Genomic DNA, 12,675 nt, shown 5'->3' on the forward strand with positions numbered 1-12,675 from the left:
CTAAGCGCCTCCTCGCGACATGAACGTCAACGACATCACCGACGCCGATCGTGCCCGCTTCAACATGGTCGAACAGCAGATCCGCCCCTGGAACGTCCAGGACGAACGGGTGCTGCAGGCCGTCTTCGATATGCCCCGCGAACGCTTCGTCCCGCCGCAGATGCGCGCCCTGGCCTTCACGGACACGGAACTGCCGCTGGTGATCGACGGCGTCGACACCCGCGAAACCATGCTGTCCCCCAAGGTCGAGGCCAAGCTGGCCGAAGAACTGCGGCTGCAGCCCACGGACTGCGTGCTGGAAATCGGCACGGGCTCGGGCTACCAGGCCGCCCTGTTGTCGCGGCTGAGCCAGCAGGTCACCAGCATCGAGCTCGAAAGCCGCCTGTCGGCCTTCGCCCAGGCGAACCTCGCGCGCAGCCAGGTCGCCAACGTCACCGTGGAAACGGGCGACGCGCATGCCGGCTGGGGCTCGGCCGAATACGACGCCATCCTGATCACCGGTTCGGTCCCCTCGGTGCCCGACGCGCTGAAATACCAGCTGGCCGTGGGCGGCCGCCTGGTGGCCATCGTCGGCCACAGCCCGATCATGACGGTGTGCCGCATCACGCGCACCAGCGCCGCGAACTTCGAGACCGACTCGATCTTCGACACGTACGTGAAGCCCCTGCGCGGCACGTCGCGGTCGCGGTTCAAGTTCTGACACGCGCCGCGTTCCGTTTCCAGCGAGCCCCGCATGCGGGGCTCGTGCGTTTCAGGTCCGGATCTTGCGCAGCAGCGCCGTGGTCGAGCGCTGGTGCTCGAAGGGAATCGCCACGGCCCGTCCGCCCCAGCCGCGCACCACGGCGGTTTCCGGCAGCGCGTCCATGTCGTAGTCGCCGCCCTTGACGATCACGTCGGGCCGCAGGGTCTGGATGAGCTCCAGCGGCGTGTCCTCGGAAAACAGCACCACTCCGTCCACGCAGGCCAGCGCGGCCAGCAGGGCGGCCCGGTCGTCCTGGCCGTTCAGGGGCCGGTCTTCGCCCTTGCCCAGGCGGCGCACGGAATCGTCCGTGTTCACCCCCACGATCAGCGACGCCCCCAGGCGGGCGGCCTGGTCCAGGTAGGTGACGTGCCCGCGATGCAGGATGTCGAACACGCCGTTGGTGAAGATCAGCGGACGCGGGAAGCGCCCTTCGCGCACGGCCCGCTCGCAGGCCGCGCGGTCGAGGATCTTGGATTCGAAGCGGGCGGGCGCCGGCATCAGAAGCCGCTCCCGCGCGTCAGCGCCCAGATCGCCACACCCAGGCCGGCCGCCAGGATGCCGCACAGCACGGCCAGCAGGTGGTTGGAGCGGTCCTGGGCGCGGCGCAGCCGTTCCAGTTCGGCCCGCATCGCCGGCCCCGAATCGGGGTGGTTCAGCCGGGCATAGGCCAGCCGGGGAATCTGCGGCAGGATCTGCGCCCACTGGCTGGCCTCCTGGTCCAGGCGCTGGCGCAGGCCGCGCAGGCCAACGCGCTGGTGCATCCATTTTTCCAGGAAGGGCTTGGCCGTCTGCCACAGGTCCAGATTCGGGTCCAGCTCGCGCCCCATGCCTTCGACATTGAGGAGCGTCTTCTGCAGCAGGACCAGCTGGGGCTGGATTTCGACGTTGAAACGGCGCGAGGTCTGGAACAGGCGCAGCAGCACCTGGCCCAGGGAGATTTCCGCCAGCGGCCGGTCGAAATAGGGTTCGCAGACGGCGCGCACGGCGCCTTCGAGCTCCTCCTCGCGGGTGGTGGGCGGCACCCATCCGGACTCGATGTGCAGTTGGGCAACCCGGCGGTAGTCGCGCCGGAAGAAGGCGAGGAAGTTCTGCGCCAGATAATTCTTGTCGAATTCCGACAGGGAACCGACGATGCCGAAATCCAGGGCGATGTAGCGTCCCAGGGTATCCGGGTCGTCGGACACGTAGATGTTGCCCGGATGCATGTCGGCGTGGAAGAAGCCGTCCGTGAACACCTGCATGAAGAAGATCTCGACGCCCTGGCGGGCCAGCAGCGGGATGTCCACACCCAGCGCGCGCAGGCGTTCGACCTGGCTGACCGGCACGCCGCGCATGCGTTCCATGGTGAAGACCTGGCTGGCGCAGTATTCCCAGACGACCTCGGGCACCCGCAGCAGGTGGGCGCGGCCGGTGTCGGGGCCGAAATTGCGCCGCAGCTGGCTGCAGTTCGCGGCCTCGCGGATCAGGTCGAGTTCGTCGTGCAGGTACTTGTCGAATTCGGCCACGACTTCGCGCGGCTTGAGCCGCCGTCCGTCGGGCACCAGCCGTTCGACCAGCCCGGCCAGGGCGCGCAGCAGCGTCAGGTCGCGCTCGATGGCCTCGCGCATGCCGGGGCGCAGGACCTTGACCGCGACCTCGCGGCCGTCGTGCAGCACGGCGAAGTGCACCTGGGCGATCGAGGCCGAGGCCACGGGATCGCGCTCGAACCGGGCGAACAGGTTCTGCGGCGCGTCGCCCAGGGATTCGCGGATGATGTCGGCCGCCTGGTCGGACGGGAACGGCGGCACGCGGTCCTGGAGCCGGGCCAGTTCGTCGGCGATGTCCTGGGGCACCAGGTCGCGGCGCGTGGACAGGACCTGGCCGAACTTGACGTAGATCGGCCCCAGGGTTTCCAGGGCCAGGCGCAGGCGCTCGCCGCGCGGACGGCGCGGCCGGCGGCCCAGGCAGACGATCTTCAGCAGCGTGTGCGCCCAGGGATGCTGGATGCCCGACAGGACCAGCTCGTCGAGCCGGTAGCGCAGGCCGATCCACAGGATGTAGGCCAGGCGCAGGAACGTCAGCATGCCCCGCCCTCCAGCCTGCGCAGGCGGGCGTCGAGCCGTTCCAGCCGGGATTCGAGCGCCTGCCGGTCCGATGTCCAGGCCCGGAAGTCCGCCCCCCGGACGCCCAGGCCGGATTCCTCGCCCAGGTATTCCGTCAGGTTGTCCTGGGCCCGCCGCGCGGCCTGCCGCAATCCGCCGGCCAGTTCGCGCGCGCCCCGGGTCAGGCGCACGGCCGCCACGTCGCCCACGACGCGCGACAGGTCGTCCTCCACGTCCCAGCGCAGGCCGCGCGCCAGGTCGGACACCAGATGGGCCAGGCCCGCATCCCCCTGGATATGCGCCAGGCCCGTGACTCCCGCCAGGCCCTCGTCGCGCCAGGCGCCGGGCAGGTCGAGGCGGCGTTCGGGCGGAATGGACAGCACCACGTCGGGCACCACGGCCCGTTCGCAGGCCTGCAGCGCGCCGTCGGAAGCGATCGAGCACTGCAGCGTCCAGGGCTCGCCCGCCGTCAGGCGCAGCGACTTGCCGGCCTGGGCCGCCAGCCGTTCGCGCGCCCAGGGTTCGCGGCGCAGCAGCGCGTTCAGCCCCCGGAGCAGGACATCGGAAGGGGTCGGGAAGGGAAAGGGAAGAGGCATGATCATGGACGACGGGGCCGGATGCGCCGGGCAGGAGCGGGCGCAGGCCCCAGTTTACCGGTTTTGGGCGCCGCGCACGCGGGCCGGGGCGCGCGTACCGGGCCTTCGTCCGGACAGCGCCCACGGCCTTTCACGCGGGCCGAAACGCAAGCGGCCGCCCGTCCCGGGATGCGGGACGGGCGGCCGCGAAAGCCGATCCGGCGCGGCGGATCAGCGCGCGTTGGTCTGCTGGATGCCGGCCAGCAGCCAGCCGGCGCCATCGGCCTTGTACAGGTTCCAGACTTCCTCGAAGTGGAAGGCCTCGGAGCCGGCCGATTCGCGCAGCATGCCGGAATAGCGCACGCTGGCCAGGTGGCCGCCGGCCACGGTCTCGATGCCCAGCAGTTCGGCGTTCAGCAGCACGACCTCGGTGCGGTTGCCTTCCTCGGGGCTGGGCAGGCGCGGGGTGATCTCCGCCAGCAGGTCGTCGGTCAGGAATTCGCGCAGGCTGTCGCGGTTGCCCGCGTCCCACAGGGACTGCACGCGCGTGAACTGCTGCTTGGCCTGGTCCAGGAAGGCCGGCACGTCGAAACCGGCCGGAATGAACCAGGACGGGTCCTGGGCCTGGACGGACGGCGCGGCCTCGATCACCGGGGCGCCGGACGCCGCCGGGGCCGGTTCGGACGCCGGGCGGCCGGGCATGTCGAAACCCCGATCCTGCGGCGCGGACTGGCGGTAGCTGTTGCCCGGCGCGGCGCCCGCGGCGGCCAGCGGCCGCTGGGCCCCGCGCAGGCGGCGCACCAGGAACATGACGGCGAAGACCACCAGGCCGATCAGCAGGGCGCTGGAGAGGAATTCCAGGAAGGCGCCGGACAGCCCCATGCTGGACAGCAGGGCGGCGATGCCCAGGCCGGCGGCGATGCCGGCGATGGGGCCCAGCCAGCGGGACATGCCCGACTTGGCGGCCGCGCCCGCCGCGGCCGTACCCGCCGCCGCGCCGGCGGCCGGCGCGGCGGCGCGCTGGGTGGTCTGGGCGGCCGGCGGCGTCACGGCCTGGCGCTGCTTGATGACGTTGGTCGACTGGCGGCCGAAGCTCATGCCGCCGCCCATGCGGCGGGCGTGCGCGTCCTGGGTCACGGCCAGCAGGGTCAAGGCCGCCATCAGCAGCACCGAGGCGGCGGCCCAGCGGGGTAGACGAAGGTTCATGGAGTCTCCTGGAATGGCAGGGCCGAAGCGAATCCCGGCAACCTGACAGAAAGCTGAATGAACATGAAAGTTACCACAGATCGGCCCGATCCGCAGCGCGGAAACATCCGCTTGCAACAGGATAACAGGATGAACGAAGGCCGCCCGTGGGCGGCCTTGGGGATCGCGGGAATCCGCGCCGGACGGTCCCGGCCCGGCCGGCCCTCGCCGGGGAGGCGAGGCGCGCGGCCAACCGGGCAGGCGGCCTTCGCTCAGTCGAGCCGGACGCCTTCGTGCAGGGCGACCACGCCGGCCGTCATGTTGAAGTACTGCACCCGGTCCAGCCCGGCCCCGCGCATCATGCCGGCCAGGGTCTCCTGGTCCGGATGCATGCGGATGGATTCGGCCAGATAGCGGTAGCTGGCCTCGTCGCCGGCCACCAACTGGCCCATTTTCGGCAGGATGTTGAACGAATACCAGTCGTAAGCGGGCGCCAGGGCCGGCGCCACGCGGGAAAATTCCAGCACCAGCAGCTTGCCGCCCGGCTTCAGCACGCGGCGCATTTCCGCCAGCGCGAGATCCTTGTGCGTCATGTTGCGCAGGCCGAACGCCACCGACACCCGGTCGAAGTACCGGTCGGGAAACGGCAGGCATTCGGCATCGCAGACCGCCACCGGCGCGACCACGCCGCGATCCAGCAGGCGGTCGCGGCCCACACGCAGCATGGAATCGTTGATGTCGGTCAGCCAGACTTCGCCTTCCGGGCCGGCGCGGCGGGCGAAGGCGCGCGCCAGGTCGCCGGTGCCCCCGGCGATGTCCAGCACCCGCATGCCCGGGCGCACCTGGGCGCGGCCGATGGTGAAGGCCTTCCAGATGCGATGCAGCCCGACCGACATCAGGTCGTTCATCACGTCGTAGCGCGAGGCCACCGAATGGAAGACCTCGGCCACGCGGCGTGCCTTCTCCGATTCCTGGACGGTCTCGAAACCGAAATGCGTCTGCGGCCCCTGGCCGGCGTCTGGTGCGGGTGTGCTCATGATCCGCGTATCGTACCACCGTAAAAGGCCCCCACGCTGCGCAGCCTGCGGCCTATATGACAGCGTCACATCAATGAAATAATGCGACCGTATGATGACATCCGTGCCGGAGCGCGTCCCTTGCGCCCGGAACGGCGAGGCCCGCATCCCGGCCCCGCCGCCTTGCGAGACTTTCCCATGCCCGCCACCATCCTGCTCATCGAAGACGAACCCGCCATCCAGGAACTGCTGTCCATCAACCTGCGGCACGCCGGCTACAGCGTGCGCAACGCGCTGGACGCGCGCCAGGCCCAGGAGCAGATCCAGCAGGTCCTGCCCGACCTGATCCTGCTGGACTGGATGCTGCCCGACCAGCCCGGCATCCGCCTGGCCCGCCAGCTGCGCGGCGACGCCCGCACCCGCGACATCCCGCTGATCATGCTGACCGCCCGCAGCGCCGAACAGGACAAGGTGGACGGGCTGGAAGCCGGAGCCGACGACTACATCACCAAGCCCTTCTCCCCGCGCGAACTGCTGGCGCGCATCAAGTCCCTGCTGCGCCGCCGGGCGCCGCAGCTCACCCCCGACCCGATCGAGGCCGGCGGGCTGCGGCTGGAGCCGGACTCCCGGCGCGTATCCGGCAACGGCCAGCCGCTGCCCATGGGCCCTACGGAATTCCGCCTGCTACACTTCCTCATGACGCATGCGGAGCGCGTGTACAGCCGTAGCCAGTTGCTGGACCAGGTCTGGGGTGACCACGTCTTCGTCGAGGAACGCACGGTGGACGTCCACATCCGCCGCCTGCGCAAGGCCCTGTCGCCCGCCGGCCTGGAAGGCGCCATCCAGACCTCGCGCGGGGCGGGCTACCGTTTCAGCATCGCACACCCGCAATGAGCAAGACTCTCGTTTCCATCGCGCTCTGGGCACTGGGCGGCTGGCTGCTGGGCGCCTGGCTGGGCGCCGCCACCGGCTGGGCCGTCTTCGCCCTGGGCCTGCTGCTGATGGTCCTCGCCAGCGGCCTGCAGCTGTCGCGCATCGCCCGCTGGGTGCGCGCCATCGACGAGCCGCCGCCGCCCTCGGTCGGCCCATGGGACGAGATCCTGGCGCCCATCTACCGCAAGCTGAAGCAGAACCGCCTGGATCTGCAGGACCGCACGCGCAGCTTCCATCGCGCCCTGCTGGCCGCCGAGGCCCTGCCCGACGGCGCCCTGACGCTGGATCCCGACAAGTCCCTGCAGTGGTGCAACCAGACGGCGGCGAACCACCTGGGGCTGGACCTGGAACGGGACCGCGGCCACAGCATCCTCAACATCGTGCGCGCGCCCGAATTCGCCCGCTACGCCGACCAGGAAGCCTGGGACCGTCCCCTGATCCTGCACCTGGGGAGCGACGGCCGGGCCCGCACCCTGTCGCTGCACCTGGCTCCCTACGGGGTCGGCCAGTTCCTGATGGTCACGCGCGACATCACCCAGATCGAGCGGCTGGAGAACACCCGCAAGGACTTCGTCGCCAACGTGTCCCACGAACTGCGCACGCCGCTCACCGTGCTGTCGGGTTTCGTGGAAACCCTGCAGGACATGCCCGGCGACGCCCTGACCGACGAGCAGCGCCGCCACTACCTGGACTTGATGGCGCAGCAGGCCCGCAACATGCAGGCCCTGGTATCCGACTTGCTGACCCTGTCCTCGCTGGAATCGACCCCCAACCGGGAAGGCGGCCCCGTCCCCGTCACGGCCCTGGTGCGCACCGCTCTGGCCCAGGCGCAGGCCCTGTCAGGCGGGCGGCACACCTTCGACGTCCGGCTGGACGAGACCCTGCGCATCCGCGGCCAGGACACCGAGCTGGCCTCGGCGATCGGCAACCTGCTGACCAACGCCGTGCGCTACACCCCGGCGGGCGGCGCCATCACGATCCTGTGGGAATCGACGCCGGACGGGGGGGCCGTCTACCGGGTCCGGGACACCGGCATCGGCATCGACCCGGCCGACATCCCGCGCCTGACGGAACGCTTCTTCCGGGTCGACCGGGGCCGTTCGCGCGCCACCGGCGGCACCGGCCTGGGGCTGGCCATCGCCAAGCACGTCGCCATGCGCCACGAAGCCGCGCTGGACATCCAGAGCACACCGGGCGAAGGCAGCGTCTTCAGCATCCTGTTTCCGGCGGCGCGCGTGTGCCCGCCCGCCGATCCCCTGGCCCCGCCGGCGCGGGACCCGGCGGACTCGTCCGCGCGGGCGGCCTGAGCGCGGCCAGGGAAGCCTGAACGCGGCTACAGGAACAGGCGATACGCCGGATTGTCGGTTTCGTTCCAGTACGGATAGCCCAGCGAGGACAGGAATTCCTTGAAGGCCTTCTTGTCGGCGGGCGGCACCTGGACGCCGACCAGGATGCGGCCGTAGTCGTCGCCCTGGTTGCGGTAGTGGAACAGGCTGATGTTCCAGTCCGGGTTCATGGCTCCCAGGAACTTCATCAGGGCGCCGGGCCGCTCGGGAAATTCGAAGCGGTACAGCACCTCGTTTTCGGCCAGGCTCGAACGCCCCCCCACCATGTAGCGCAGGTGGGTCTTGGCCATTTCGTTGCTGGTCAGGTCCAGGGTGGGGAAGTCCAGCTTGCGGAAATGCGCCGCCAGCTTCTCGATTTCGGGTTCCGAGCGGATCTGCAGGCCGACGTAGACGTGCGCCTGCTCGGCGTCGGAAATCCGGTAGTTGAACTCGGTCACGGCCCGCTGGCCCACGGCTTCGCACAGGCGCAGGAAGCTGCCGCGCTTTTCCGGCAGGGTGATGGCGAACAGGGCCTCGCGCGCCTCGCCGACGTCGGCGCGCTCGGCCACGAAGCGCAGACGGTCGAAATTCATGTTCGCGCCGCAGGTGATGACCACCAGGGTCTTGCCCTTCCATTTGTTCAGGGCGGCATAGCGCTTGGCCCCGGCGAGCGCCAGGGCGCCGGCGGGCTCCAGCACGCTGCGCGTGTCCTGGAACACGTCCTTGATCCCCGCGCAGATGGCGTCGGTATCGACGGTGACGTAGTCATCGACGTATTCGCGCGCCAGGCGGAAGGTCTCCTGGCCCACCTGCTTGACCGCCGTCCCGTCGGAGAACAGCCCCACGTCGGCGAGCCGGACCCTGCGCCCGGCCTGGACGCTGCGCACCATGGCGTCGGAATCCACGGTCTGCACGCCGATGATCTTGATTTCCGGACGCAGCTGCTTGATGTAGGCCGCCACCCCCGCGATCAGCCCGCCGCCGCCGATGGCGACGAAGATCGCGTCGATGGGACCGGGGTGCTGGCGCAGGATCTCCATGCCCACGGTGCCCTGGCCCGCGATCACGTCGGGATCGTCGAACGGATGCACGAACGTCAGCCCGTCGCGCGCCTGCAGCTCGGCGGCGTGCTCGGCGGCATCGGTGAAACTGTCGCCGAACAGCACGACTTCGCCGCCCAGGGCGCGCACGGCGTCGATCTTGACCTGGGGGGTGGTCACCGGCATGACGATCACCGCCCGGCATTTCAGGCGGCTGGCCGACAGCGCGACCCCCTGGGCATGGTTGCCGGCCGACGCGGCGATGACGCCGCGCCGCAGTTCGTCCTCGCTCAGGTGCGCCATCTTGTTGTAGGCCCCGCGCAGCTTGAAGCTGAACACGGGCTGGGTGTCCTCGCGCTTGAGCAGCACGGTGTTGCCGATCCGCTTGGAAATCCGGGGCGCCAGGTCCAGTGAAGTCTCGTGGGCGACGTCATAGACTTTGGACGTCAGGATGCGTTTCAGATAATCGACGGACATGGCGCGGACGGCAGCAATTGGACACGGAATCGAAAAGAATATCATAGGGATGAGTCCGGACACGGGCCAGTCCCTGCGGACTGGCCCGTGCCGGACGAATCCGAGCCGCGTGCAAGCGGCGAGGTGGAGAGCCATCCCGGCTTGAGATTCAGTGCCAGTCGAATCCGAGCCGCCTGCAAGCGGCGAGGTGGAAAGCTATCCCCCGTCACTTCCCCCAGGCTCGACAAACCGGATGGCGCGCCGTAAAGTTCTGTCACCTTATAAGCAAGCAGGCGGATTTCAGGCGCGGATCGCGCCGGGCACAGACAGGGAGAACCCTTCGATGAGACTGTCCGCCGAACCGGGCGGCACCCGCAAGTCCCCGGTTTCCGGCAGGACGGGATTCCGGCTGCCCGGCCTGTCGCTTCTGCAGCTGCTGATCCTGGTGGCCGGGGCCGCCGCCATCGCCCTGATCTGGCTCGCCACCCTGCAGCGCTCCACCTTCGAGCGCGCCCAGGCCGTGGCCGCCGCCATGCGCTCCAACGCCAACCTGGCCATCGCCCTGGAGCAGCAGGTGACCCGCACCCTGAAAGAGGCCGAACAGGTCGCCGCCTTCGCCCGCCAGGAGTACCTGCGCGACGGCCCCCGGCTGGACCTGACGCGCTGGGCCGAGCAGCACGTCATCCGGGACAGGGCCTTCACCATCCTCAGCGTCGTCGACGAGACCGGCGCCATCGTCACCAGCACGCAGGGCGCCAGCCACGTCAACTACGCCGACCGCGACTTCTTCACGCGGCAGCGCGACAACCGGGAAGACACGCTCTACCTGGACCGGCCCGTCCTGGGCCGGATCTCGGGCCAATGGCGCATCCCCATGTCCCTGCGCATCCAGAAGCCGGACGGCGGCTTCGGCGGCGTGGTCGTCCTGTCGGTGGACCCGGCCAACCTGGCCACGCTCTATGGCGGGATCCGTCCGGGCCCCTCCGACATGCTGGAGATCGCCGGCCTGGACGGCGTCCTGCGCAGCCGCCTGATCGGCACGCACCCCACGTACGGCCTGGATTCCGGCAAGCACCCCTGGAACCTGCGCCAGGCCACCCAGCCGGAAGGCTCGTTCGTGGACGACGGCCATTCGATCGACGGCGTCACCCGCATCATCAGCTACCGCACGATGAGCAGCTACCCGCTGATGATCACCGTCGGCTCGGACTACGCCGAAGTCCTGCGCCCCGCCCAGCAGCGCCGCGAGACCTACCTGCTCCTCGCGGGCGGCGCGACGGCCGCCCTGCTCGGGCTCGCCGTCCTGTTCCTCTTCCTGTCGCTGCGCCAGCGCGCGGCCACCGAGGCCCTGGAGGCCAACGAGGCCCTGTTCCGGGCCACCTTCCACCAGGCGGCCATGGGCATCGCCCGCGTCGCGCCCAACGGCCGCTTCCTGGAAGTGAACGAAAAATTCTGCCGGATGCTGGGCTATGACGCGCCCGAACTGCTGGACCGAACCCTGTTCGACCTGGTCGACCCGGGCGACCGGGACGGGGCCCGCGCATTCCTGAAAGGCCGGCTGACGGCGCACTTCCTGGGCCCCCCGCCCGAGGTCGAGAAACCCTACCGGCGCCGCGACGGCAGCCTGCTCTGGGTCTGCGAAGCCCTCAGCGTCGTGCGCGACGCGGCCGGCCTGCCCGATTTCCTGGTGGCCGTCGTGCAGGACATCACGGCCCGCAAGAACCTGGAAACCCGCCTGTCGCACGACGCCCTGCACGACTCGCTGACCGGCCTGCCCAACCGCGTCATGTTCCAGGACCGCTGCGCCCGGGCCCTGGAGGCGGCGAACCGCCACAACGGCCTGGCGGCCGTGCTGTACCTGGACTTGGACGGTTTCAAGGAAGTCAACGATAGCCACGGGCACGCGATGGGCGACATCCTGCTGCAGCAGGTGGCCCGGCGCCTCGAGCATTGCGTCCGCGCCGACTCCGAGGACACCGTGTCCCGCTTCGGCGGCGACGAGTTCGGCATCGTCCTGTCGGGCCTGGACAGCCTGGAAGGCTGCGAGCGCGTCGCCCGCACGATCCTGGACGCCCTGGCCCGGCCCTTCGACCTGGCCGACGACATCCAGGTGCGGATCTCGGCCAGCATCGGCGCGGCGATCCATCCCCGGCACGGCCGGGACCCGGACGCCCTGGTGGCCCATGCCGACGCCGCCATGTACGCGGCCAAGCACTCCGGCAAGAACCGGTTCCGCTGGGAACCCCTGCCCAACGCGCCCGTGGGTCAGAGCCCCTCGATGGCGCGGCCGTAGTCCGCCCGGAGCCGGGCACGGGCCGAGCCCCGGGCATGCGGACCGGCCCTGGCGCTCCGGCGGCGGAAGCGCCCTAGATGGCCTCTCCCGCCCCGACGCGATCCACGATCAGCCGGTAATGCTCAGGCCGGCGATGGCGCGCGAAATCGAAAATATTTTTTCTGAAATTTTCACCCATCGCCAGATCGATCGTGGCAGTGATGACCTCATCCTCTTCCGTGGCGGCCTGAGCCACGATTTCACCCGCGGGCGACACGATCACGGAGCCTCCGATCAAGTGAAAGCCATCCTCGAAGCCGGTCTTTCCGGCGGCGGCCGCCCAGACGCAATTCTGATAAGCGCCCGATTGCATGGACAGCAAATGCGACTGCATGCGCAAATGCACCGGCTCCGGCCAGTGGATATTATGCGCGGGGGTGTTGTAGCCCAGCACGATCAACTCGGCGCTCTGCAATCCCATGACACGCCAGGTTTCAGGCCAGCGGCGATCATTGCACAGGCACATGCCGGTACGGATGCCATCCATATTCCAGACCTTCCAGGTGTCTTCGCCGACATCGAAATACTTCTTTTCCAAATGCTGAAAAGGGGCGCCCGCTTTGTGGTCATCGTGTCCCGGCAAATGGATCTTCCGATATTTGCCAACGATATTGGCCGATTTATCAACCAGGATCGAAGTGTTGTAGCGTTTACCCTCCGGGGTCAGTTCGGCATAGCCGAGGTAAAACCCGATACCCAGACGCCGAGCCTCATCGAACAGGGGCTGCACATCCGCGTTAGGCATCTTTTTTTCGAAATAACGCGCTTCGACGTCTTCAAGGGGCATCCAATAACGCGGAAAGAACGTGGTCAGGGCCAGCTCGGGAAACACCACGAATCCGGCCCCTCGGCCATGCGCCTCACGCAGCATGTCCAGCAAGCGCCTGACCACGCTTGCGCGGCTGTCGGCCAGATCGATACCTCCTATCTGGGCCACGGCCAGGCCGAATTTGCGGGAAGGTTTGTGTGCGTTCATATGTGCTCCAGTTC

The 12,675-nt window shown here is 69.1% G+C and carries 11 protein-coding genes; 4 read left to right on the top strand and 7 right to left on the bottom strand.

What is annotated here, in order from left to right:
* The first annotated feature begins 19 nt into the window (after positions 1–19).
* The gene (locus tag ACFO27_RS03115) at positions 20–700 is read left to right on the top strand and encodes a protein-L-isoaspartate O-methyltransferase family protein (protein ID WP_376815954.1); all 681 of its coding nucleotides are present in this window, start codon (positions 20–22) and stop codon (positions 698–700) included.
* A 51-nt stretch (positions 701–751) separates the two neighbouring features.
* Here the strand turns inward: ACFO27_RS03115 and rfaE2 are convergent, their stop codons facing one another.
* The 5 genes from rfaE2 to ubiE form a co-directional block, all read right to left on the bottom strand.
* Positions 752–1,240 (bottom strand): D-glycero-beta-D-manno-heptose 1-phosphate adenylyltransferase, encoded by a 489-nt coding sequence (gene rfaE2 / locus ACFO27_RS03120; RefSeq protein WP_376815955.1) that lies wholly within the window; start codon positions 1,238–1,240, stop codon positions 752–754.
* Positions 1,240–2,805: a ubiquinone biosynthesis regulatory protein kinase UbiB gene (gene ubiB, locus ACFO27_RS03125; RefSeq protein WP_376815956.1), complete on the bottom strand. Its 1,566-nt coding sequence runs from the start codon at positions 2,803–2,805 to the stop codon at positions 1,240–1,242. Before ubiB ends, rfaE2 begins: the two co-directional genes overlap by 1 nt.
* Positions 2,799–3,419 (bottom strand): ubiquinone biosynthesis accessory factor UbiJ, encoded by a 621-nt coding sequence (locus ACFO27_RS03130; RefSeq protein ID WP_376815957.1) that lies wholly within the window; start codon positions 3,417–3,419, stop codon positions 2,799–2,801. The genes ubiB and ACFO27_RS03130 overlap by 7 nt, the downstream gene beginning before the upstream one ends.
* Positions 3,420–3,629: 210 nt before the next feature.
* Complete coding sequence (locus tag ACFO27_RS03135) at positions 3,630–4,604, bottom strand: Tim44 domain-containing protein (protein WP_376815958.1); 975 nt, start codon at positions 4,602–4,604, stop codon at positions 3,630–3,632.
* Positions 4,605–4,855: 251 nt separating this feature from the next.
* The gene (gene ubiE, locus ACFO27_RS03140) at positions 4,856–5,620 is read right to left on the bottom strand and encodes a bifunctional demethylmenaquinone methyltransferase/2-methoxy-6-polyprenyl-1,4-benzoquinol methylase UbiE (protein WP_376815959.1); all 765 of its coding nucleotides are present in this window, start codon (positions 5,618–5,620) and stop codon (positions 4,856–4,858) included.
* Positions 5,621–5,797: 177 nt separating this feature from the next.
* Between ubiE and phoB the strand changes: the two genes are divergently transcribed.
* The gene (gene phoB / locus ACFO27_RS03145; protein ID WP_376815960.1) at positions 5,798–6,493 is read left to right on the top strand and encodes a phosphate regulon transcriptional regulator PhoB; all 696 of its coding nucleotides are present in this window, start codon (positions 5,798–5,800) and stop codon (positions 6,491–6,493) included.
* Positions 6,490–7,839, top strand: coding sequence for a phosphate regulon sensor histidine kinase PhoR (gene phoR / locus ACFO27_RS03150; RefSeq protein WP_376815961.1), 1,350 nt, complete (start codon positions 6,490–6,492; stop codon positions 7,837–7,839). The genes phoB and phoR overlap by 4 nt, the downstream gene beginning before the upstream one ends.
* A gap of 26 nt (positions 7,840–7,865) precedes the next feature.
* Here phoR and ilvA read toward each other — a convergent pair whose 3' ends face one another.
* On the bottom strand, positions 7,866–9,374 hold the full coding sequence (gene ilvA, locus ACFO27_RS03155; protein WP_376815962.1) for a threonine ammonia-lyase, biosynthetic: 1,509 nt from the start codon (positions 9,372–9,374) through the stop codon (positions 7,866–7,868).
* 322 nt (positions 9,375–9,696) lie between these two features.
* Between ilvA and ACFO27_RS03160 the strand changes: the two genes are divergently transcribed.
* Positions 9,697–11,646 carry a sensor domain-containing diguanylate cyclase gene (locus tag ACFO27_RS03160; protein ID WP_376815963.1) on the top strand — a complete coding sequence of 650 codons (1,950 nt, stop codon included), beginning with the start codon at positions 9,697–9,699 and terminating at the stop codon, positions 11,644–11,646.
* Positions 11,647–11,719: 73 nt separating this feature from the next.
* Here ACFO27_RS03160 and ACFO27_RS03165 read toward each other — a convergent pair whose 3' ends face one another.
* Entirely contained in the window at positions 11,720–12,661 is a 942-nt protein-coding gene (locus tag ACFO27_RS03165) for an N-carbamoyl-D-amino-acid hydrolase (RefSeq protein WP_376815964.1), read from the bottom strand.
* Positions 12,662–12,675: the final 14 nt, after the last annotated feature.

This window comes from Castellaniella denitrificans, assembly GCF_042653765.1.
In the GTDB taxonomy this organism is placed as follows: Bacteria; Pseudomonadota; Gammaproteobacteria; order Burkholderiales; family Burkholderiaceae_B; genus Castellaniella; species Castellaniella denitrificans.